The sequence below is a fragment of the Aurantimicrobium minutum genome, from assembly GCF_029893825.1.
GTDB lineage: Bacteria > Actinomycetota > Actinomycetes > Actinomycetales > Microbacteriaceae > Aurantimicrobium > Aurantimicrobium minutum_C.
Genome location: NZ_JARXXV010000001.1, coordinates 1,229,366 through 1,250,427 on the forward strand (window position 1 = coordinate 1,229,366; position 21,062 = coordinate 1,250,427).

23 protein-coding genes are annotated in these 21,062 nt (G+C 54.6%); 10 read left to right on the forward strand and 13 right to left on the reverse strand.

Features of this window, described 5'->3' with window-relative positions; genetic code table 11:
- Nucleotides 1–78: 78 nt before the first annotated feature.
- The 5 genes from rplI to M2120_RS06010 form a co-directional block, all read right to left on the reverse strand.
- Complete coding sequence (gene rplI, locus M2120_RS05990) at nt 79–531, reverse strand: 50S ribosomal protein L9 (protein ID WP_280797805.1); 453 nt, start codon at nt 529–531, stop codon at nt 79–81.
- Nucleotides 532–542: 11 nt separating this feature from the next.
- Complete coding sequence (gene rpsR, locus M2120_RS05995) at nt 543–806, reverse strand: 30S ribosomal protein S18 (RefSeq protein WP_280797806.1); 264 nt, start codon at nt 804–806, stop codon at nt 543–545.
- A 62-nt stretch (nt 807–868) separates the two neighbouring features.
- Nucleotides 869–1,348 carry a single-stranded DNA-binding protein gene (locus M2120_RS06000; protein WP_280797807.1) on the reverse strand — a complete coding sequence of 160 codons (480 nt, stop codon included), beginning with the start codon at nt 1,346–1,348 and terminating at the stop codon, nt 869–871.
- A gap of 5 nt (nt 1,349–1,353) precedes the next feature.
- Nucleotides 1,354–1,731 carry a 30S ribosomal protein S6 gene (gene rpsF / locus M2120_RS06005; protein WP_096382942.1) on the reverse strand — a complete coding sequence of 126 codons (378 nt, stop codon included), beginning with the start codon at nt 1,729–1,731 and terminating at the stop codon, nt 1,354–1,356.
- Between the two features lie 167 nt (nt 1,732–1,898).
- Nucleotides 1,899–3,323, reverse strand: a complete 1,425-nt coding sequence (locus M2120_RS06010) for a CCA tRNA nucleotidyltransferase (protein ID WP_280797808.1) — start codon at nt 3,321–3,323, stop codon at nt 1,899–1,901.
- A gap of 61 nt (nt 3,324–3,384) precedes the next feature.
- Between M2120_RS06010 and M2120_RS06015 the strand changes: the two genes are divergently transcribed.
- The 5 genes from M2120_RS06015 to M2120_RS06035 all read left to right on the forward strand — a co-directional run bounded on the left by M2120_RS06015 (nt 3,385) and on the right by M2120_RS06035 (nt 9,134).
- Entirely contained in the window at nt 3,385–5,376 is a 1,992-nt protein-coding gene (locus M2120_RS06015; protein WP_280797809.1) for a DUF6049 family protein, read from the forward strand.
- 104 nt (nt 5,377–5,480) lie between these two features.
- Nucleotides 5,481–6,434, forward strand: coding sequence for a thioredoxin-disulfide reductase (trxB, locus tag M2120_RS06020; protein WP_280797810.1), 954 nt, complete (start codon nt 5,481–5,483; stop codon nt 6,432–6,434).
- A 15-nt stretch (nt 6,435–6,449) separates the two neighbouring features.
- Complete coding sequence (trxA, locus tag M2120_RS06025; protein WP_110232575.1) at nt 6,450–6,776, forward strand: thioredoxin; 327 nt, start codon at nt 6,450–6,452, stop codon at nt 6,774–6,776.
- Nucleotides 6,777–6,861: 85 nt separating this feature from the next.
- Entirely contained in the window at nt 6,862–8,181 is a 1,320-nt protein-coding gene (locus M2120_RS06030; RefSeq protein ID WP_280797811.1) for a PLP-dependent aminotransferase family protein, read from the forward strand.
- 11 nt (nt 8,182–8,192) lie between these two features.
- Nucleotides 8,193–9,134, forward strand: coding sequence for a D-alanine--D-alanine ligase family protein (locus tag M2120_RS06035; RefSeq protein ID WP_280797812.1), 942 nt, complete (start codon nt 8,193–8,195; stop codon nt 9,132–9,134).
- 30 nt (nt 9,135–9,164) lie between these two features.
- Here M2120_RS06035 and M2120_RS06040 read toward each other — a convergent pair whose 3' ends face one another.
- From M2120_RS06040 to rpmH, 8 genes are read right to left on the reverse strand one after another with little or no spacing between them, the layout of a single operon-like run.
- Nucleotides 9,165–10,127 (reverse strand): ParB/RepB/Spo0J family partition protein, encoded by a 963-nt coding sequence (locus tag M2120_RS06040; RefSeq protein WP_280797813.1) that lies wholly within the window; start codon nt 10,125–10,127, stop codon nt 9,165–9,167.
- On the reverse strand, nt 10,114–11,064 hold the full coding sequence (locus M2120_RS06045; RefSeq protein ID WP_280797814.1) for a ParA family protein: 951 nt from the start codon (nt 11,062–11,064) through the stop codon (nt 10,114–10,116). The genes M2120_RS06040 and M2120_RS06045 overlap by 14 nt, the downstream gene beginning before the upstream one ends.
- Before the next feature lie 36 nt (nt 11,065–11,100).
- Nucleotides 11,101–11,724 (reverse strand): 16S rRNA (guanine(527)-N(7))-methyltransferase RsmG, encoded by a 624-nt coding sequence (gene rsmG, locus M2120_RS06050; RefSeq protein WP_280798164.1) that lies wholly within the window; start codon nt 11,722–11,724, stop codon nt 11,101–11,103.
- 17 nt (nt 11,725–11,741) lie between these two features.
- Nucleotides 11,742–12,245, reverse strand: coding sequence for a protein jag (locus M2120_RS06055; protein ID WP_280797815.1), 504 nt, complete (start codon nt 12,243–12,245; stop codon nt 11,742–11,744).
- Nucleotides 12,246–12,247: 2 nt separating this feature from the next.
- Entirely contained in the window at nt 12,248–13,204 is a 957-nt protein-coding gene (gene yidC / locus M2120_RS06060; protein ID WP_280797816.1) for a membrane protein insertase YidC, read from the reverse strand.
- A gap of 7 nt (nt 13,205–13,211) precedes the next feature.
- Nucleotides 13,212–13,520 carry a membrane protein insertion efficiency factor YidD gene (yidD, locus tag M2120_RS06065; RefSeq protein ID WP_348519941.1) on the reverse strand — a complete coding sequence of 103 codons (309 nt, stop codon included), beginning with the start codon at nt 13,518–13,520 and terminating at the stop codon, nt 13,212–13,214.
- Nucleotides 13,517–13,849 (reverse strand): ribonuclease P protein component, encoded by a 333-nt coding sequence (gene rnpA, locus M2120_RS06070; RefSeq protein WP_280797817.1) that lies wholly within the window; start codon nt 13,847–13,849, stop codon nt 13,517–13,519. The genes yidD and rnpA overlap by 4 nt, the downstream gene beginning before the upstream one ends.
- Before the next feature lie 8 nt (nt 13,850–13,857).
- Complete coding sequence (gene rpmH / locus M2120_RS06075) at nt 13,858–13,995, reverse strand: 50S ribosomal protein L34 (RefSeq protein ID WP_096382907.1); 138 nt, start codon at nt 13,993–13,995, stop codon at nt 13,858–13,860.
- A 330-nt stretch (nt 13,996–14,325) separates the two neighbouring features.
- Between rpmH and dnaA the strand changes: the two genes are divergently transcribed.
- From dnaA to gyrB, 5 genes are all read left to right on the forward strand, one after another.
- A complete protein-coding gene (gene dnaA, locus M2120_RS06080; protein WP_280797818.1) occupies nt 14,326–15,741 on the forward strand; it encodes a chromosomal replication initiator protein DnaA in 1,416 nt (471 codons plus the stop codon).
- A gap of 346 nt (nt 15,742–16,087) precedes the next feature.
- Nucleotides 16,088–17,230, forward strand: a complete 1,143-nt coding sequence (gene dnaN / locus M2120_RS06085) for a DNA polymerase III subunit beta (RefSeq protein WP_280797820.1) — start codon at nt 16,088–16,090, stop codon at nt 17,228–17,230.
- Between the two features lie 19 nt (nt 17,231–17,249).
- A complete protein-coding gene (recF, locus tag M2120_RS06090) occupies nt 17,250–18,377 on the forward strand; it encodes a DNA replication/repair protein RecF (protein ID WP_280797821.1) in 1,128 nt (375 codons plus the stop codon).
- Nucleotides 18,370–18,915: a DUF721 domain-containing protein gene (locus tag M2120_RS06095; protein ID WP_280797822.1), complete on the forward strand. Its 546-nt coding sequence runs from the start codon at nt 18,370–18,372 to the stop codon at nt 18,913–18,915. Before recF ends, M2120_RS06095 begins: the two co-directional genes overlap by 8 nt.
- Before the next feature lie 123 nt (nt 18,916–19,038).
- On the forward strand, nt 19,039–21,012 hold the full coding sequence (gene gyrB / locus M2120_RS06100; protein ID WP_280797823.1) for a DNA topoisomerase (ATP-hydrolyzing) subunit B: 1,974 nt from the start codon (nt 19,039–19,041) through the stop codon (nt 21,010–21,012).
- Nucleotides 21,013–21,062 lie beyond the last annotated feature (50 nt).

Below are 21,062 nucleotides of genomic sequence, written 5' to 3' on the forward strand. Positions count from 1 at the left end.
AGTACATAACGACAATTTCAGGCAACAAGAAAGGGCGGGAAGCATACGCTTCCCGCCCTTGAGAGTTCTTTTCAGGAATTACTTTGCAGCAACAACCTGGATGGTGATGGTTGCAACGATGTCGTCACGCAGACGAACGGTTGCTTCGTGCTCACCAGTGAACTTGATGGGGTTTGCAATCTCGATCTTGCGCTTGTCGATAGCGCCAACACCGGCACTCTCAACAGCAGCAGCAATGTGCTCGGTCTTGACCGAACCAAAGAGACGGCCGTCGCGGCCAACCTTCACAGCAAGCTTGACCTTGTTGTTTTCGATCTTTGCCTTGAGGGCCTGTGCCTCTTCGAGAGTTGCGAGTTCGCGAGCTACGCGAGCAGCACGAATCTGCTCAACTTGCTTCTCGCCACCGCGGGACCAGACAACTGCCAGGCCCTGAGGAACCAGGTAGTTACGTGCGTAACCGTCCTTTACCTCGACAACGTCACCAGCAGAACCAACACCGGAGACTTCATTCGTAAGAATCAACTTAGACATGTGGGGACTCCTTAGCGGCCAGCGCCTGCGTAGGGAAGAAGAGCCATCTCGCGGGCGTTCTTAACTGCCTTGGCGATGAGGCGCTGCTCCTGGACAGAAACACCGGTGATACGGCGAGCGCGGATCTTTCCACGCTCAGAAACGAACTTGCGAAGAGTGGCGACGTCCTTGTAGTCGATCACACCAACGCGGATAGCCTTCGCAGGTGCGAGAGCCTTAGCGCCCTTTGCACCGCGGAGTGGCTTGCGGGCTCCGCCGCTAGCTTTTCCAGCCATGATTACCTAACTTTCGTAAATTTTTAAGGGGTTCAACGTGTGCTGAACCTCAAGAGGGATGCTTAGAACGGCGTATCGTCAGCGGGGATACCAGGGGTGTTCCATGGATCTGCTGCAGGAGCGGTTGGCGAACCCCAAGGTTCGTCGTTGCCTGCAGGCATACCTGGGCGACCCGAGTTAGCCGCGCGGCTCACAGTTGCCGTGGCGTAACGAAGCGAAGGACCGATCTCATCTACTTCGAGTTCGATCGTGGTTCGCTTTTCGCCTTCCTTGGTCTCGTAAGAGCGCTGCTTGAGTCGACCGGTTGCAATGACGCGAGAGCCCTTAGTCAGGCTGCCTGCGACGTGCTCGGCAAACTCGCGCCACACGCTGGCACGAAGGAAGAGAGCCTCGCCATCTTTCCACTCGTTTGATGCGCGATCGAAATTGCGCGGAGTAGAGGCAATGGTGAAGTTGGCGACTGCGAGTCCGTTCTGCGTGTAACGCAGTTCGGGGTCACTCGTGAGGTTACCCACCACGGTGATGACTGTTTCGCCGGCCATGTTACTTACGCGTCCTTCGAAGCCTTGGCGGGAGCGGCAGCCTTGCGGGCAGCCTTCTCGTCAGCAAGCTTTGCAGCAGCGGCAACCATAGCGATGGCTTCCTCTGCACGCAGAACCTTGGTGCGCATAACAGCTTCAGAAAGCTTCAGCTGGCGGTCAAGCTCGACGGTTGCGTCGGCGCTTGAGGTGAAGTTCACGACAGCGTAGATGCCCTCGGACTTCTTGTTGATCTCGTAAGCCAAACGACGCTTACCCCAGATGTCAACGTTCTCGATGGTTCCACCATCGTTACGAATGACGTTGAGGAACTTGTCAAGGCTGGGAGCTACGGTGCGCTCATCGATCTCTGGATCGAGGATGACCATCAACTCGTACTGATGCATGACTAACCCACCTCCTTCGGACTAAAACGGATACAGACGGTCTGTATCAGGAGGGTTGTGCATGTGCCATCTGAGGAGGCCGGATACTTCCGGCGCACAGACAACTTCCCCAGTCTAGACCGGAATCGGGCCTTGCGCCAATCCGCGCAGGCCCACATCGGCTCAAACTAGCGGTTGGCCCACCAGGTCAGCAGTCGTTCCTTGGCTAGCTTTGGGCCGATGGGGCCCTCATCTAGTCGAACGTTGAGCAAGTAGTTATAGGCCTGTCCCACGTCACGGCCTGCCGGAATCCCCAGAATCTCCATGATTTCTTCACCATTGAGGTCGGGGCGAATGGCCGCCATCTCCTCTGCTTCGGAGAGTTCGGTAATGCGATTCTCCAAATCGTCATAGGCAAAAGCGAGGCGGTCTGCCTTGCGCTTATTGCGCGTGGTGACATCGGCGCGAGTGAGGATGTGGAGACGCTCAAGCAGCTCTCCCGCATCGCGGGCATAGCGCCGCACGGCAGAATCACTCCAGGCTGCATCGGAATAACCAAAGAAGCGCAGGTGTAATTCGATCAGTCTGGCCACGTTCTGCGTGGTTTCCTTATCGAAGCGCAGCGCTTTCATGCGTTTGGTGGCCAACTTGGCGCCGACGAGGTCGTGGTGGTGGAAGCTCACCGCGCCACCAGGTTCAAGGTGGCGAGTTGCTGGCTTGCCAATATCGTGCAACAAGGCGGCTAAACGCAGGGTGAGATCGCCTGGTTCTCCCGGGTGTCGCTCTTTCTCAAGATCAATGGCCTGCTCCAGCACGGTCAACGAGTGTTCGTAGACGTCTTTGTGGTGGTGGTGCTCATCAACTTCCAGGCGCAGCGCTGGAATTTCAGGCAGTACCAAAGCAGCAATGCCCGTGCTCACCAGTAATTCAATGCCTGCACGTGGCTTGTCCGTGAGCAAAAGCTTGCATAATTCTTCATTAACCCGCTCGGCCGAGATGTTCTCGATCGAGGCGGCGTATTCGGTCATTGCCCATTCGGTTTCTTCATCCAGGGCAAAACCCAGCTGGGAGGAGAAACGGGCAGCACGCATCATGCGCAACGGGTCTTCGGTAAATGACACCTCTGCGGACTTGGGCGCTCGCAAAATGCCTGCCATCAGGTCTTCAACCCCGCCGGAGGGGTCAACCAGAACCAGTTCAGGTAACCGAACGGCCATCGCATTCACGCGGAAATCGCGTCTGGTCAGGTCTTCTTCGAGACTGTCACCAAATGCCACGATGGGCTTGCGGGTCTTGCCGTCATACTTGTCTGCCCGGTAAGTGGTGATCTCAACCTTCTCGCCGGCTATTTGTGCACCGATGGTGCCAAAGTCACGGCCAATATCCCAGTGTGCTTCCGAGATGGGCTCAACAACCCGGATGATGTCATCCGGTAGTGCATTCGTGGTGAAATCCAGGTCGTGCACTATGTGACCGAGGAACGCATCACGCACTGGGCCACCAACAAGAGCAAGCTCATATCCGGCATCGGCAAATGCTGCCGCCAAGCGTGAAACACTGGCCGACTTACTCAACTGAGTAATGGATTCGATTGCGGAAGAAACACTGAGCATTTCCCGTCAGTCTACGGGGAGCATCCAGATGTTCACCGGTTGCGACGCCTACAATGGCAGGATGCCTTCCCTGCTGATCAGACGCGCTGTGCGCACTGTGTCTGCAACGATTCTCACCGTTGTGGTGAGCGCAGCAGGGGTCATCACTGGCACACAGGTTGCCCAGGCTGCCCACACCGCTTCAATTGTGCTCACCCCAGCTGTGGTCAGTGCAGGCCCGGGCGAGAATTTGGCTATCACCGTGCACGTGAGTAACACCAGTTCCGTGGCCCTGCCCGAAGGTGAAGCGGTGATTACCGCGCCTTCAACGGCCATTTCTTCTGTTGAAGATCTGGACGCCTGGTTTGCTGCCTCAGATAAGGACACTCAGCCTGGTCGCTATCTCGACACCATCGATATTCCCGAGGTTGCAGCTGGAAAAACTGTTGATGTGACGGCTGAGATTGCCCTGTCTGCAGGTCGTTTCGGGGGAGTATGGGGCGCTCGCGGTCTTGCGGTTGATTATGTTCTCGACGGAGACAGCGCGGCGAGCTCCAGGTCTTCATTCATCTGGACCCCCACTGCTGCACCAAGTTCAGTAGCTTTCACCGGAATTTTGCCCATTGTTCCCCCGCCCAGCACCTCAGGTTTGCTCACCGCTCAGGAGCTGACTGAACTGACTGGTCCCAGTGGGATCTTGACCCGCCAACTCTCTGTTGCACAAGCTCGCCCGGTTGCCATCGGTGTTGACCCACGCATTCTCGCCTCGATTGATGCCCTCGGAGACAAAGCCCCCGAGGGTGCTCTGGCGTGGTTAGAACTGCTGACTTCTCTGCCCAACGAGAGCTTCCTGCTCTCCTACGCAGATGCAGACATTTCTGCCCAGGCGCAATCTGGTCTCCAGACACTACTTGCCCCCTCAATCTCTGATGTGGTGACGGCACCGGTTGACACAAGCCCCAGTCCAACCACCAGCGGGGCCCCCAGCACCACTCCTTCTGCAAACCCCGCCCCCGTTGCACGTCCGGTCTTCACCCCCACGGTGAACAACATTGCCTGGCCTGTGGCGAACTCAGTAATTGCTTCTGATCTGGGTATTTTCTCTGGCAGTGGCTTCACGGCTGCCATCTTGTCTTCGGGCAATGTCAGCGGCGATGTTCTTTCTGTCGGTGTGGCAAGTGGGTTGCCCTCCGTGGTGACCCTGGATGGTCTTAGCTCCGCACTGAACAACAATGATGCTTCCCGCGCTGCCGCCTACCTGGCCGTTTCTGCCAGTGACGAGACGCAAGCAGGCAAAGCTTTTGCCGCGTTGCCACGTGAAACATTCAGCATCACCGGACTTACCAAACTTGGCATGACCTTGGACACTGTGCTGGGTCAGAACTGGGTAAGCACTGGCTCGCTGACCACAAGCCTGGCTGGTGCATCGTCAGCATTAGGTATCACAGACTCCCCCGAGTCCTCACAGCGCATTTCGGTCGTGAGCAGCTTGCTTGCACGCAATGCGGCTTTGGGTTCTTTCGCGACCATTGCCGAAGACCCCACGTTGATTACCAACCCGGCAAGCAGGGAACTCGCTGCCGTGCTTTCAGTGGGCTGGATTACCAACTCCCAGTGGTCCACTGCCGTGACCCAGAGCATGCGTGCGAGTCAGAAAGTGCTCAACTCGGTCTCTGTAGTTACCAGTAGCACCATCAACATGGTCGGTGGTCAGGCAAATATCCCGATTTCTGTGCACAACGCCTTGCTGCAACCAGTGACCGTGGTGGTCAATGCTGATCCAAACAATGCCCGCCTGATTGTTAAGGGTGCGGAAAAAATCACCATTCAGCCCGAATCACAGGCCAAGGCACAGATTCCTGTGCAAGCACAGGTCAGTAATGGCAGTGCCATCCTCTCGGTGAGCTTGCAGTCTGTCGATGGTGTGCCCGTGGGTGAACCCGTCTCCATCCCCATCAATGTCCGTGCCGACTGGGAGCTGTGGGGCCTGGGCGGGGTTGCGATTGCCTTTGTTGGTCTGCTCACCGCTGGTGTGATTCGAACCCTGCGACGTCGTCGCAGTTCACAAGCCTAAACAGGCCCACATAATCTCCAGCTGTGGGAATATCCGGCCAGTAGACTGGGTTTACTTCTGTGCCGAATAATTCGGCGTCATTCTTTGTTTTTCTTGGAGTTTTCGTGCGTCAAGTCATCATCATTGGTTCAGGTCCCGCCGGGTATACCGCCGCGATCTATGCTGCACGCGCCAACTTCAAGCCCCTCGTCATTGCTTCCTCTGTGGAGGCCGGTGGCGAACTCATGAACACCACTGAGGTAGAGAACTTCCCTGGATTCCCCGAAGGAATCATGGGCCCCGAGCTCATGATGAAGATGCAGGAGCAGGCAGAAAAGTTCGGTGCTGAAATCCTGATGGATGACGTCGTCAGCGTTGAATTAGCTGGCGACATCAAGCGTGTGACCACCGGTGGTGGCCAGACTTTTGAGGCTCTCAGCGTCATCTTCGCTACCGGTTCTGCCAACCGCAAGCTCGGTCTTCCAGATGAGGATCGCCTCTCCGGTCACGGAGTTTCCTGGTGTGCAACCTGCGATGGTTTCTTCTTCCGCCAAAAGACCGTGGCCATCGTTGGTGGTGGTGACTCCGCTATGGAGGAAGCGAACTTCCTGACTCGCTTTGCAGACAAGGTCTATGTCATTCACCGCTCAGAGACTCTGCGTGCATCAAAAATCATGCAAGATCGTGCACTCGCAAACCCCAAGATTGAATTCCTATGGAACTCTGCTGTTGATTCACTCAACGGAGAGGCTGCATTGGAGAGCGTCACCCTCAAGAACACCGTCACCGGTGAAAAGAGTGAGGTTGAACTCCAGGGATTGTTCATTGCCATTGGTAATGACCCCCGCACCCAGCTCATTCACGGCCAGCTCGACCTCACCCCTGAGGGAACAGTTGCCGTGAAGGGTCGCTCCTCTAAGACCAACCTCACCGGTGTCTTTGCCGCTGGTGACGTGGTTGACCCCACCTACCGTCAGGCAGTTACCGCTGCCGCCAGTGGAACTGTTGCTGCCCTCGATGCAGAACACTTCCTCCAGTCACTTCCTGCCGACGTGCTCGCGCATGCCGAAAACAACTAAACACAAGGAGTAATCATGTCTGCAGCACCCGCAGTTACTGACGCCAGCTTTGACGCTGACGTTCTCAAGAGCGGCAAGCCTGTTCTCGTTGACTTCTGGGCTGAATGGTGTGGCCCTTGCCGCGCTGTCGGACCCATCCTCGACCAGATCCGTGCAGAACACGGTGACAAGATCGAGATCGTGAAGCTCAACGTGGACGAAAACCCACAAACCGCCATGGCCTACCAGATCACCTCGATTCCTGCGATGAAGGTTTTCGTCAACGGTGAAGTGACCAAGACCATCATTGGTGCCAAGCCCAAGCCAGCGCTTGAGCACGATCTGGCCGACTACATCGGCTAATTCGCACTCCTTACGTTGGCCGTCTGAGAATCATCAGGCGGCCAACGGCGTTTAACCCCCAAAATTCCCAACTACGATTGTCTACATGGCCGAGAACACCGAGACCGGTCAAGGAATCAACCTTGACCCCTGGTTCAATCACTATGCCAGCCGTTCGTCCGGTCTGAGTGCCTCTGAAGTGCGCGCGCTGTTCGCGGTTGCCTCTCGCCCTGAAGTTGTCTCCCTCGCCGGTGGTATGCCCTACGTCCGCGCACTGCCTGAGTCGCTGGTCAATGGCGCCTTGGAAAAGGTGATGCAAGAAAACGGGCCTATGGCCATGCAATACGGTTCTGGTCAGGGCGTTCCTGCACTGCGTGAACAAATCCTGGAAATCATGGCCTTGGAGGGTATTTCAGCCTCGGTCGATGATGTTGTGGTCACTACCGGAAGCCAGCAGGCTCTGGACTTAGTGACCAAGCTCTTCATTGATCCAGGTGACGTGATTTTGGCTGAAGCACCCAGTTATGTGGGAGCTATAGGTGTTTTCCGCAGCTACCAGGCAGATGTGGTGCACGTCCTGATGGACGAGCACGGACTCATTCCTGAGAAGCTGCGTGAGGCAATCGCTGAGGTGAAAGCCTCTGGCCGCACCATCAAGTTCCTCTACACAATCCCTAACTTCCACAACCCTGCTGGTGTGACCCTCTCGGCCGAGCGTCGCCCCGAGATTCTGCAGATTTGCCAGAGCAACGGCATTCTCATCTTGGAAGATAACCCCTACGGCCTGCTTTCTTTCGAAGAGGACGTTCCTCCCGCTATTCGTTCACTCAACGAAGACGGTGTGATCTATTTAGGTTCGTTCTCTAAGACCTTGGCACCGGGTTTCCGCGTGGGCTGGGCGCTAGCCCCTCACGCTATTCGCGAAAAGCTGGTTCTGGCTGCTGAAGCTGCCATTTTGTGCCCCAGCTCATTCAGTCAGATGGTGATTTCTGAATATCTCAGCCAGGCGGACTGGAAGGGTCAGATTGAAACCTTCCGTGGTGTGTATAAAGAACGCCGTGATGCCATGCTCGAAGCACTCGAGGAGCACCTGCCCGATTTGAGTTGGAATGTGCCCAACGGTGGTTTCTACATCTGGTGCTCACTACCTGAAAACCTTGATTCCAAGGCGATGTTGCCTCGTGCGGTGACCGAACTTGTTGCTTACACCCCCGGAACCGCGTTCTTTGCTGACGGTGGTGGACGCCAGAACCTGCGTCTGTCTTTCTGCTACCCCACCCCGGAAAACATCAAGGTCGGTATTCGCCGACTGGCCACCGTCATTCGTGGCGAGTTAGACCTGCTTGCCGACTTTGCCGGAACCGGTTCCTTGACCGCAGCCGCCGGTGACGACAACGTTATTGCCCCACCACCAGACCTGAGCTAAAAGAGGCCTTTATGTCATCACTCAACATTGCAGTGCTTTCCGGTGGTATTTCCCACGAACGCGAGGTTTCCTTGCGATCTGGGCGCCGTGTTGCTGACGCTCTGACTGCTCGTGGTCACAACGTCACCATCATTGACCCAGATGCGTCTTTGTTTGCTCAGCTGAACACCCTCCAGCCCGATGTGGTCTGGCCTGCACTCCACGGTTCTAGTGGTGAAGATGGCGCCATCTTGGATCTTCTTCACGCTGCTGGCCACAACTACGTCGGTCCCTCCGCGGCCGCAGCGCGCTTGGCCTGGTCCAAGCCTGTTGCCAAGACGTTGGTTTCACGTGCTGAGGTGAAAACAGCTCCTTCCATCACTGTTGCACGTGAAGCATTCCGTGAACTTGGTGCCGGGTCAGTTCTTGAATTAATTGCCTCTGAACTGGGTAATCATGTTGTTGTGAAGCCTGCTTCTGGCGGCTCAGCACAGGGTGTGTCCATCGTGACAAAGTCCGAAGATCTCCCTCGTGCCATGGTTGATGCCTTCACCTACCACGACGTTGCGCTGGTGGAGAAGTTCATTGCGGGCACTGAAGTGGCCGTGACGGTCACAGATGGTGTTACCGGGGCCTCTGCCCTGCCTGCGGTCGAAATCGTGCCTCTGGATGGCGTCTACAGCTTTGAGGCCCGTTATAACGCCGGCGAAACCACCTTCTTTGTTCCAGCGCGAGTATCGGACGAGGTAGCAGCCAAGATTGCTGCTGCGGCGGTGAATGTTCACGAGACCTTAGGCCTGTCACAGCTTTCTCGTATTGACCTCATCGTGGACGAAAACGGGGAGCCCTGGTTCTTAGAGGCCAATGCGCTTCCTGGCTTGACCGAGACCTCGAGTGCACCACTGGCTATTGAAGCTTCTGGTGTTGACCTCGGTCAGCTTTACGAAGCTCTCGCTCGCGCAGCAGCCAACTAGGCGGTTGCCCGCCCACGTTTCACGTGGAAACTAATTCTGACCGAACGGTGTCTCGCCGAGTTCGGTGAGGATTCGGTTGAGGTCACCAATGGTGGCAAATTCGATGCTGATCAGGCCTTTTTTAGCTGACAGTGCAATTTTCACTCGGGTGTCGAGACGATCACCGAGGCGCTCAGCGATCTCGTCGAGGTGACCGCGACGGGTGCCAGCAACAGGCTTGGGCTTCTTGGCCGTGGGGGCTTCACCCGCGAGTGCTTCAGCCGCGCGAACCGAGAGGTCCTCGTTCACAATCTTGTCAGCCAGGCGCTGCATGGCGTCGGGGTCGCCGACCGCCAAGATGGCACGGGCGTGACCTGCGCTGAGCACACCGGCAGCAACGCGCTTTTGAACCAGGGGTGGCAGGCGCAGCAAACGGATGGTGTTTGAGATCTGGGGACGTGAACGCCCAATACGCTCAGCAAGCTGTTCTTGGGTAATACCAAAGTCAGCCATGAGCTGTTGGTAGGCAGAAGCTTCTTCCAGGGGGTTCAGCTGGGAACGGTGGAGGTTTTCCAGCAGGGCGTCGCGGAGCATGTCTTCATCTGCGGTGTCGCGGATGATGACCGGGATCTGCTCGAGGCCAACTTCCTTTGATGCGCGCAGACGACGCTCACCCATGATGAGTTCATAGTTCTCAGAACCAGGGATGGTGCGAACCACGATGGGCTGCAAGATACCGATTTCACGGATACTGTGAACCAATTCCGCCAGATCTTCGGGGTTGAAGACCTTGCGTGGCTGCTGAGGGTTGGGAACGACCAGGTTGGGGGAGATGAACGCCAGACGCGCACCTGGAACCTCAACCAAATCGGCATCATTGTTTTCCACAACAGGAATAGCCCCGGTGCCCACCTGGTCAGGGAAGAAGACGTCTACGGGGCGCTCGGAAGCTGGCGCTGTCGGAATGAGTGAACCAATACCTCGGCCTAAGCCTGTGCGCTTATTCGTTGCCATGGGTTGCCTCCTGGGTTGTGGTTCCGGCAGACACAGGTGCACCGCGCATAGCGATTTCGTGTGCTGCTTCGATGTAAGAAATAGAGCCGACCGACAAGGTGTCATAGCTGACAACTGTCTGGCTGTAGCTGGGGGCCTCAGAAACGCGCACAGCGCGTGGAATGACGGCGTTGAGCACCTGCTGGGGGAAGTGCTGGCGCACATCTGCTGCAACCTCGTGGGCGAGGCGTGTGCGGCTATCAAACATGGTCAGCAAGATGGTGGAGACCTGTAGGTAGGGGTTCAGCCCCTGGTTAATCATCTCAATGGTGCTCAGCAGCTGAGAGAGGCCTTCCAGCGCGTAATACTCACACTGAATGGGGATGAGGACTTCGCGTGCGGAAGAAAAGGCGTTGATGGTGAGCAAGCCCAACGACGGTGGGCAATCGATGAAGACGTAGTGATACTGGTTGCCTTCGGCAAAGAAACGCTCAAGCGCATCGCGCAGCAGATATTCGCGGCGATCAATGCTGAACATTTGAATTTCGGCACCAGCAAGGTCCAGGTTGGAGGGAGCGCAATACAGTTCTCCTTCCTCGGTGCTCTTCTGAATGACAGAACTTAGCGGCTTACCCTCGACCAATACGTCATAAATGCTGGGGATATCACCGTGGTGGTCGATTCCCAGTGCCGTGGAGGCATTTCCTTGCGGATCGAGGTCAATAACCAGCACACGGGCACCGAACCGGGCTAGTGCTGCCGCGATGTTGACGGTAGTTGTGGTCTTTCCCACGCCACCCTTTTGGTTAGACACCGTGAACACTCGTGGCCTGCTGGGCAATGGGGGTGCAGGGCCGTCCAGAATGCGACGGCGTGCAGTGAGATCACTCAGTTCGCGCGCCAAAGGGGAATCGATCTCCACAGCGGGAGTATCAATCGATTCTTCTGGATGTTTCACGTGAAACCTTTGGGTCAAACAAGTGCGGAACGAGGTCTACTCAACTGTAGCCCGAACCACCCTCGTTACGTCATCGAGGAGGCCTTCACCCAGAGTGAGGACCTCGACATTGCTGAGTTTGAAGGCGCGAATCTGCTTTGTAGCGGCGTCAATTTCCGCTGCGGCGCCTGCGCCCTTCATCAAGACGAGTTCTCCGCCGGGGCGAACCAGGGGAGCGGTCATGGGGATGAGCTTCTTCAGGGCGCTGACCGCGCGAGCGGTGACTTGATCCAGCAGAACGTCCCTGCGCACATCTTCTGCACGATCGCGCACAACCGTGACGTTGGTGAGCCCCAGCGCTGCAACCTGATCGTTGAGCCAGGCCGTGCGACGCTCCATGGGTTCAATCAAAACAAACTCGACGTCTGGGCGGGCAATAGCCAACACCAGCCCGGGAAGGCCGGCGCCACTACCCACATCTCCCACGCGGCCATGAAGCAACGGCGCAACAATGCCGCAGTTGAGAATATGGCGAGACCACAGGCGTGGAAGCTCCAAGGGACCAATAAGCCCCAGTTCTTCGCCGTATTGAGCCAAGTTGGCTGTGAATTGGCGGGCTAGGGCTAACTGATCACCAAATACGAGAGCCGCTTGAGCTGGCTCTGCTTCATACTCGGGAATCAATGTTTCACGTGAAACTATGCGCCGGCGGTGATGACGGTGTGGCGGTCCTTGCCCTCACCATCGGAGTGTGACACCAGGCCACGCTCGCTCACCAAGTCGTGCACAAGCTTGCGCTCGTAGGAACTCATGGGAGGAAGAGCTGCTGCCGCTGCGCCTGCTTCGAGGCGTGCTGCAGCTGCGTCAACGAGAGCTGCGAGCTCCTGCTCGCGGGTTTCGCGAGAGCCGCCCACGTCCAAAATGAGGCGTGAGTACTGACCAGTCTTGTTCTGAACAGCCAAACGAGTGAGCTCCTGCAGGGCAGAAACTGTCTCGGGACGAGAGAGAACGCGAACATTTCCCTGCTCCGATGCGGTTACTGAAACATAGGCGCGGCCATTGCGCGCATCAATGTCGAGGTCGCCGTCGAGATCAGCGATATCAAGGAGTTCTTCGATGTAGTCAGCTGCTACTTCGCCCTCGTTTTCGAGGTCAGAGATGCTGGGAGCAGCTTTGGGCTCAGTTGTGAGGTCTTCAGACATAGTTATTTCTTCTTTCCGGACTTCTTTGCGCGGTTCTTGCTCACGGGCTGCGCGCGTTGAATGGGCTTAGGGGCTTCTACTTCAATAACCTCAGCGGCTCCCTTGGGAAGCTTTCCGCGACGAGCAAGGCGCTCTTCACGGTCTTTAGCTGCCTGGCTACCAGGGGTTGGCATGTTGCGAATAACGATGAACTGCTGTCCCATGGTCCAGAAGTTGGACACCAGCCAGTAGAACATCACGCCGAGGGGGAATGCGAAACCAGAGAATGCGAAAACGAGGGGGAGGACGTAGAGAAGGATGCGCTGCTGACGGAAAGCAGGGCTTGCCTTGGTCTCTTCAGACATGTTCTTTGACACGATCTGCAGCTGAGTAATGAACTGCGAAGCAGTCATCAGCACAACCATGACACCCGCGATCACCATGACGGCAACCTGTGGTGGGTTCATCGAAGCAGCGCCCTGGAAGCTTTCGTGCAGGGGTGCAAGGCCAAACAGGCTTGCGTTAGAGAACTGAACCGCGAGCTGCTGGGTCATGAAGCCGATACCGGCATTACCCTTCTGAGCTTCACTCAGTACGGAGAACAAACCGAAGAAGATCGGCATCTGCAGCAGCAAGGGAAGGCAGGAACTCAGTGGGTTGCTGCCCGTGCGACGGTAAAGCTCCATGGTCTCGCGTGACATTGCCTCGCGAGAGAACTGGTCCTTCTTGCCCTTGTATTTGTCCTGGATCTTCTTGAGTTCAGGCGCAATTTCAAGCATCTTGCGCTGGCTCTTAATCTGTCGAACAAAGACCGGGATCAGGGCCGCGCGAACAACGACCACCAGACCGACAATGGCCAGAACCCAGGTTGCACCTGCAGCGGGATCCATGCCCATCGCGGTAAACAGGGAGTGGAAGCTGACCAGAATGAATTCGATAGCCCACTTAATGGGCCACAGAATCGCGCCGATAATGTCCATAGGAGCGTTATGCCCTTCCTTCGTTCATCACAACGAAACCTAGTGTTGTGACTCTAAAAAACTTGTGCTTCGCTGGCGGTACATCATCGACGCCACCGAGTGCCCACGGGTTGCACCTCCCTAGCCTACGCAGTGTTAGGCCAGAACCCACAATGAGACCCCGTTGTTGAAGTGCTTGAAGTCCGTAATGTGAGCACGTGGGGTAGTACCGACAGACATCTCCATACAGCGGAGAGATCACTTTTCGATAGACCAGCGCTAAAGAAATCATGATGTTTCGTGGCAGTAGATAGAGAAACCACAAGAGCTTCTTCATGCGTGAACCTTCAGCTTCTCTAAGGTCTTGAGCACATCAGAGTGAAGCTCGTCCCAGCTCGCCGCAGCTGCAGCGGGCAAGGCGCGGATGACTATATCCGCACTGCGCGCATCTTTGACTTCCCATGCGATTGCTCGAAGCTGGCGGCGTACCCGGTTACGAGTCGGCGCATTACCTACAGCTTTAGAGGTGACAATCCCGAAACGAGAAAGACCTCGGTCGCTGGCTAGTGCATAAGCAACAACCAAAGACGAGGTCTGTTTCGTTCCGCGACGAGTAATTCGGCGGAAGTCCGTTGGCAAAGCCAATCGGTGTGCCCGATCGAGCACGGCCGATACTAAGCGGAGAGTTCGGAGCGGCCCTTACGGCGGCGAGCTGCCAGGATGGCACGGCCGGCGCGGGTACGCATACGAAGGCGGAAACCGTGCACCTTGGCGCGGCGGCGGTTGTTTGGCTGGAACGTTCTCTTGCTCATAAGTCAATCTCCATAGGAAGCTGATGTCGCGCGCCCACGAGAGCGCGGCGCAAAACATTGGGATGCGCTAAAGGCATCAACCTATTAAATCTAAGGCTTTGTGGCGCTCGCGTCAAACCAGAGCACACATCAACCCAAGATTATGAATGTAAGTGCCCCACCTTTTTTGTAACGACACGCAAAAATGTTTAAACCCGAGTTGCCTTCATCCACAGGTTTTCGATACGGTCGTAGAAGTTATCCCCAGCTTTTCACGCTTACGGTCGTAGGTCTAGGTGAAACAGTCACACTACGGTGGATAACTTGGGCATCTATCAAGAGGGGATTGTGATGAGCGACGACAGCATGCGTTCCACGTGGAACTCCATTCTTGAAGCTCTCGCCTCTGATCCTGGTGTGACCCCTCCGCTGTATGGCTTTGCTTCTCTGATTGAGCCCAAGGGCATCATGGCGGGAACGATTTATCTCGATGTTCCCAATGACTTCACCCGAAGCATGGTTGAACAGCGTCTTCGCGGACCACTGTTGACCGCTATCGGCAGCCTGGGTGAACTCAGCGAAGTAACCACCTTCGCTGTGGTTGTGAATCCCGACTTGGTCGCACTCGACGAACCGGTTGCGGCGGTAGAGGTTGAAGAAGTCAAAGAAGACCGAAACCCGGTAACAGCGCCAACCATCATGGCCACCGAGAGTGAACTGGAATCTAGGCTCAACCCTCGCTACAACTTCGACAGTTTTGTTATTGGTGGATCAAACCGTTTCGCACACGCTGCTGCGGTAGCTGTAGCTGAAGCACCGGCAAAGGCATACAACCCTTTGTTTATCTACGGTGAATCCGGTTTGGGTAAGACCCACCTCTTACATGCCATTGGTCACTACGCCCAGAGCCTGTATCCCACCATTCGTGTTCGTTATGTCAGTAGCGAAGAGTTCACGAACGACTTTATTAACTCCATTGCAAACAACCGTGGTGCTGCTTTCCAGTCTCGTTACCGCAATATCGACATTCTTCTCATTGACGATATTCAGTTCTTGCAAGGTAAAGCAGAAACTCAAGAAGCCTTCTTCCACACGTTCAACACCTTGCATGATCACAACAAGCAAGTTGTGATTACCAGCGATGTTCAACCCAAGCACCTCACTGGCTTCGAAGATCGTATGCGTACTCGTTTTGAGTGGGGTTTGATCACCGACGTTCAAACTCCTGACTTAGAAACTCGTATTGCCATTCTTCGTAAGAAAGCAGAACGTGAAAAGCTCAGTGTTCCTGACGACATTATGGAATTTATTGCCACCAAGGTGACAAGTAATATCCGTGAACTTGAGGGAACTCTCATTCGTGTGACGGCTTTTGCCAACCTGAACAAGCAGGCAGTGGATCTTCCCCTTGTTCAAACTGTTCTCAAAGACCTGATCACCTTGGATGAAGACGACATCATTGCTCCAATTGACATCATCAATAACACCGCGGATTATTTCCGCCTGGGTATTGATGAGCTCACAGGCACTTCACGAGCACAGGCAATTGCTACAGCACGCCAAATTGCAATGTATTTATGCCGCGAAATGACAAACCTGTCTCTTCCTAAGATTGGTCAGCTCTTTGGTGGCCGTGATCACACCACAGTAATGCACGCCTGCAAGAAGATTGCAGAGCTGATGAAGGAACGTCGTTCGATTTATAACCAGGTAACTGAGCTCACGACCCGCATTAAGCAAAGAAATTCCTACGCACGCAACAACTAAGGTGTTTTCCCCTTGTGGATAACTCTGTGAATATGTGGGGAAATCGCCGAGCGGGGCTGTGTACGAAAAATTCTTTAATGTGAATAACAACTATTCATCGAATTCTCTTTGCGTCACTGTGTGAGTAACAACTCACAGTAAAAACACAACTTACGCGAATGTAGTTTCAAGTACTGAGGCGAAATTTGTTGAGTTATTCACACTATCCACAGGCGTTAAGAAGATTAAAGAGTTAATTAATAATTCAGGATCATTCCATAACCTTTATTCGGAGTGCTTTTTTCGCCTGTAAAAACCGCGATAGCATGAGAGACCCGGATTAGGGGAACTACGGAAAGGCTCAACGGTGAAGTTTCAAGTAAACAGAGATGTGCTCAGCGAAGCGGTCTCTTTTGCCGTCAAAATGCTCCCAGCACGCACCACACTTCCCATTCTTTCTGGTGTGCTGATCGAGGCGACTACTGAAGGCCTCGTATTGTCATCGTTCGACTACGAAGTTTCAACACAAACCAAAGTTGCAGCAACTGTAGATACTCCAGGACGAGTATTGGTTTCAGGTCGGCTTCTTGCAGAGATCGCGAACCGTCTCCCTAACGCACCAGTGACCTTCGAAACTGTTGAATCACGTATTCAGGTCAGCTGTGGATCAGCAAACTTCACTCTTTTATCGATGCCTGTTGAGGAATACCCCACAATTCCTCAAGTTGAAGGAGAAACCGGTGTTCTCCCAGCTGAAGAATTCTCTGCAGCTGTAGCTCAAGTAGCAGTTGCCGCTTCACGTGATGATGTTACCCCAGTCATCACTGGTGTTCAGCTAGAAATCACAGGTAATTCACTGAGCCTGGTTGCTACTGACCGCTACCGTGTTGCTATTCGTGATATTCCATGGGAATCAACCGGTTCTGTTGCAGATATCACTGCACTTGTTCCTGCACGTACGATGCAAGAAATTGGTAAGACTTTTGGTCACAGTGGAAACATCTCGATTTCCATCACCAACAAAGACGACCGTGAACTCATTGCCTTCACGGCAGATAACAAGACAGTTACTTCCTTGTTGATCAAGGGAAATTTCCCACCCGTTAAGCGTTTGTTCCCCGAAAAAGTTGAAAACTACGCAGTAGTGAACACCGCAGAACTGATTGAGGCTACCCGCCGCGTGAAGTTGGTTGTTGAGCGCGAAGCAGCACTTCGCTTCACCTTCGCAAACAGCGGTTTGACACTGGAAGCAATTGGTGGAGAACAAGCACAGGCTTCGGAAACCATTGATGCAGTTATTTCTGGTCCTGATGTTGTTGTTTCACTCAAGCCAGACTTCCTGCTAGATGGTTTGGGTGCGGTTCATTCAGAATTCACTCGCATTGGCTTTACCTCGGTTGAAAATCCTGCAAAGCCAGGTCCTGTATTAATCACCAGCCAAACCTCGAAGGACACTCCTGCAGAAGATGCTTACCGCTACCTCCTGCAGCCCAACCTTCTCCTTCGCTAAAGCACTGAAAATCTGAGCGATGCACGTCAGCTCACTCAGTCTTCGTGACTTTAGGAACTACGCCCAGGCCGATATTGAGCCAGGTTTAGGTTCTGTTGTTCTCGTTGGCTCTAATGGCCAAGGTAAAACCAACATTGTTGAAGCCATTAATTATTTGGCAACTCTGGGTTCTCACCGCACGAGTATTGATTCGGCGTTGATTCGACAAGGCTCAGAAGCAGCAATTATCCGAGTCAACTTGGCGCATGACTCTCGTACGATCTTGTTAGAAGCCCAACTCAATAGAAATAGTGCAAATAAAGCCCAGGCAAATCACGCAAATGCCAAAATTCGTGATTTTCCCCGCTACATCTCCACCGTGATCTTTGCCCCCGAAGATCTCATGCTTGTTCGGGGTGAGCCATCGGGTCGCCGAAAATTCATGGATGACCTCATTATTCAGCGCACACCCCGCCTAGCTGGCGTTGTTTCTGACTACGACCGGGTGCTCAAACAAAGAAACACCCTTCTCAAGACGGCCCGAGTGAAAGATATTGATGCAGGGAACCTGGGAACGCTGGATATTTGGGATGAACGCCTTGTTGAGCTCGGAACAGAAATAACGGCAGAACGCACCCGCCTCTTGCAGGATCTTTCCGGACCGCTAGCCCTGGCATATCAAGCTATTGCCGGAAGTGATCACGAAGTCAGTATCGAGCTCAAGCCCTCGATTGACGGAGCCGAATCCGCCACGGCCTATGCCGAAAAGTTCAGAAACCTGTTGGAATCTGGCCGAGTGCAAGAAATCGAACGCGGAATGACTCTGGTTGGGCCGCATCGAGACGATGTTGAATTCGGTTTGAACAATTTGCCCGCAAAAGGTTATGCCAGCCACGGCGAAACCTGGTCTTATGCTCTGTCACTTAAGCTCTCGGCAGCCAGGCTGCTCCGCAGTGAATCAGTTCTGGGTGATCCGATCCTGATTTTGGATGACGTATTTGCAGAATTGGACTCCGCTCGGCGTGAACGCCTCGCGGAGGCCGTCGCTGATTTCGAACAGACCTTCATTACTGCAGCCGTGGCAGAAGACGTTCCTTCACAGCTGATGACACAAGTGTTTCACGTGAAAAAGGGAACCATCAGCACAGAAAACCCTGCTCATGAGTGAAATCAACGCGAACGGGCCTGACGCCGCTGACGCGGCGGGGCCCGAAGAATCGGAAGCCCTGGCGCTGTATTCACGACTGAAGTCCAAGGCAACCGGAACTCCCCGCGGGAAACTCTCCCGGGATGCCCGGGCGCGCAAACGCACCGCAGAAGAGCATGCCAACGAAATGCCCTTCTCCCCTGGCCGGGATCCCAAAGGCCTCGATGATGTGTTGACTTCGCTCTCACAACAACTGGGCTGGAAGGCTCCGCTGGCTAAATCAGACCTGTTGACGGACTGGCCAAATATTGTGGGTCCCGACATCGCTGCCAGAACAACACCGCTAGGAATAGACGACGCCACATTGACCGTTTTGTGTGAGTCAACTGCCTGGGCAACGCAGCTTCGATTAATGCGCACCGAGGTCTTGACTAAGGTTCTCCAAGCACACCCCGAATCAGGTGTGACGGCTATCCGCTTTCAAGGACCCAACGCCCCAAGCTGGAAACGTGGCCCCAAATCAATTCCAGGGCGTGGTCCTCGCGATACTTACGGCTGAGAATAGGTTTCTGGTCAAGCGATAAATAAAAACGCGCCAGAGCCCGTTTCTCCCGATTTTCCCAGCCCCCAAAAGATAGAATTAGGGGCAATTGCGATACATGCATAGGGAGTTACAAAACGTATGTCTGACGAATCTGAAAAGCCAACACCAGATGGCGAATATGGCGCCAGTAATATTCAGGTTCTCGAAGGACTCGAAGCAGTTCGAAAGCGTCCCGGTATGTATATCGGTTCGACCGGACCTCGCGGTCTGCACCACCTGGTCTATGAGATCGTCGACAACTCCGTCGATGAGGCGCTCGCCGGATACTGCGATGACATCAAAGTTTTCATGCGCAAAGACGGCAGCATCCGCGTTATCGATAACGGTCGTGGAATCCCCGTAGATATTCACCCCACCGAAGGTAAGTCGACCGTTGAGGTTGTACTCACTGTGCTGCACGCAGGTGGAAAGTTCGGTGGCGGCGGATACGCCGTCTCCGGTGGTTTGCATGGTGTGGGTAGCTCCGTCGTAAACGCACTGTCTTCTCACCTCGAAGTTGAGGTCAAGCGTCAAGGCTTCTCCTACACCCAGAGCTACAACATTGGTGTTCCAGAAGCACCGCTGGCCAAGGGTGGTCCCACTGACGAAACCGGAACCACCATTACTTTCTGGCCCAGTGCAGACATATTCGAAACCATCGTGTTCGACTACGAAACCCTGCGTGCACGCTTCCAGCAGATGGCCTTCCTCAACAAGGGATTGCGCATCACTCTGATCGATGAGAACCAGGTCGATGACGAAGGCAATGCACTCACCGTTTCCTACATGTTTGAAAACGGCTTGATGGACTACGTCGAGTACCTCAACACCATTAAAAAGAACGACATTGTTCACGATGAGATCATCTACTTCGAATCCGAAGACACCGAGAAGAAGATCTCCTGCGAAATCGCTATGCAGTGGACCACCGCATACAGCGAAAGTGTTCACACCTACGCAAACACCATTAACACTCACGAGGGTGGAACCCACGAAGAAGGCTTCCGTGCCGCAATGACCACACTGGTCAACAAGTACGCACGCGAAAAGGGCATCCTCAAAGAGAAGGACGAAAACCTCTCCGGTGATGACGTCCGCGAAGGTCTTACCGCAGTTGTCTCCATCAAGCTGGGTGAACCACAGTTTGAAGGTCAGACCAAGACCAAACTGGGAAACACTGAAGCGAAGGCATTCGTTCAGCGCATCACCGGCGACTTCTTAGGTGACTGGTTCGAGCGCAACCCCAACCAAGCAAAGGAAATTATTCGCAAGGCATTGCAGGCAGCAACCGCACGTATGGCTGCTCGCAAGGCCCGCGAAACCGCACGCCGTAAGGGTCTGCTTGAGGGTGGCGGTATGCCCGGCAAGCTCAAGGACTGCGCCAGCAAGGATCCGTCCATTTCCGAAATCTTCATGGTGGAGGGTGACTCCGCTGGTGGTTCTGCCGTTCAGGGTCGTAACCCCGAAACCCAGGCCATCCTTCCTCTGCGAGGCAAGATTCTCAACGTGGAGAAGGCACGCCTAGACAAGGCTCTGGCTAACAATGAAGTCCAGGCCATGATCACCGCCTTCGGTGCAGGTATTGGTGAAGACTTCAACCCAGAGAAGGCCAGGTATCACAAGATTGTGCTCATGGCCGATGCTGATGTTGATGGCCAGCACATCACTACCTTGCTGCTGACCCTTCTCTTCCGTTACATGAAGCCATTGATTGAGCTTGGTTATGTCTACCTTGCGCAACCACCGCTGTATCGATTGAAGTGGTCCAACGCTGATCACGAGTATGTCTACTCGGACGAACAGCGTGATCGTCAGCTTGAGGCAGGACTTGCCTCAGGCAAGAAGATCCCCAAGGACAACGGAATCCAGCGCTACAAGGGTCTGGGTGAGATGGACTACCGCGAACTGTGGGACACCACCATGAACCCCGAAACTCGCACCCTGCTCCAGGTCACCCTGGATGACGCAGTGGCTGCGGACGAAATTTTCTCAACCCTGATGGGTGAAGACGTGGAGTCACGTCGAAACTTCATCCAGAAGAATGCAAAGGATGTGCGTTTCCTTGACATCTAACGATCAACTAGTCACCACTGACGAAAACGGAGAGAACCGCATCCAGCAGG

What these genes read in the sequence shown, in the direction of transcription:
- trxA (WP_110232575.1), top strand. Translation starts at nt 6,450, where the DNA reads ATGTCTGCAGCACCCGCAGTTACTGACGCCAGCTTTGACGCTGACGTT.
- M2120_RS06055 (WP_280797815.1), bottom strand. Translation starts at nt 12,245, where the DNA reads ATGTCTGAAGACCTCACAACTGAGCCCAAAGCTGCTCCCAGCATCTCT.
- yidC (WP_280797816.1), bottom strand. Translation starts at nt 13,204, where the DNA reads ATGGACATTATCGGCGCGATTCTGTGGCCCATTAAGTGGGCTATCGAA.
- M2120_RS06095 (WP_280797822.1), top strand. Translation starts at nt 18,370, where the DNA reads ATGAGTGAAATCAACGCGAACGGGCCTGACGCCGCTGACGCGGCGGGG.
- rpsF (WP_096382942.1), bottom strand. Translation starts at nt 1,731, where the DNA reads ATGCATCAGTACGAGTTGATGGTCATCCTCGATCCAGAGATCGATGAG.
- M2120_RS06015 (WP_280797809.1), top strand. Translation starts at nt 3,385, where the DNA reads ATGCCTTCCCTGCTGATCAGACGCGCTGTGCGCACTGTGTCTGCAACG.
- M2120_RS06030 (WP_280797811.1), top strand. Translation starts at nt 6,862, where the DNA reads ATGGCCGAGAACACCGAGACCGGTCAAGGAATCAACCTTGACCCCTGG.
- rpsR (WP_280797806.1), bottom strand. Translation starts at nt 806, where the DNA reads ATGGCTGGAAAAGCTAGCGGCGGAGCCCGCAAGCCACTCCGCGGTGCA.
- recF (WP_280797821.1), top strand. Translation starts at nt 17,250, where the DNA reads ATGCACGTCAGCTCACTCAGTCTTCGTGACTTTAGGAACTACGCCCAG.
- M2120_RS06040 (WP_280797813.1), bottom strand. Translation starts at nt 10,127, where the DNA reads ATGGCAACGAATAAGCGCACAGGCTTAGGCCGAGGTATTGGTTCACTC.
- rplI (WP_280797805.1), bottom strand. Translation starts at nt 531, where the DNA reads ATGTCTAAGTTGATTCTTACGAATGAAGTCTCCGGTGTTGGTTCTGCT.
- yidD (WP_348519941.1), bottom strand. Translation starts at nt 13,520, where the DNA reads ATGAAGAAGCTCTTGTGGTTTCTCTATCTACTGCCACGAAACATCATG.
- M2120_RS06010 (WP_280797808.1), bottom strand. Translation starts at nt 3,323, where the DNA reads ATGCTCAGTGTTTCTTCCGCAATCGAATCCATTACTCAGTTGAGTAAG.
- M2120_RS06000 (WP_280797807.1), bottom strand. Translation starts at nt 1,348, where the DNA reads ATGGCCGGCGAAACAGTCATCACCGTGGTGGGTAACCTCACGAGTGAC.
- gyrB (WP_280797823.1), top strand. Translation starts at nt 19,039, where the DNA reads ATGTCTGACGAATCTGAAAAGCCAACACCAGATGGCGAATATGGCGCC.
- dnaA (WP_280797818.1), top strand. Translation starts at nt 14,326, where the DNA reads ATGAGCGACGACAGCATGCGTTCCACGTGGAACTCCATTCTTGAAGCT.
- M2120_RS06035 (WP_280797812.1), top strand. Translation starts at nt 8,193, where the DNA reads ATGTCATCACTCAACATTGCAGTGCTTTCCGGTGGTATTTCCCACGAA.
- rpmH (WP_096382907.1), bottom strand. Translation starts at nt 13,995, where the DNA reads ATGAGCAAGAGAACGTTCCAGCCAAACAACCGCCGCCGCGCCAAGGTG.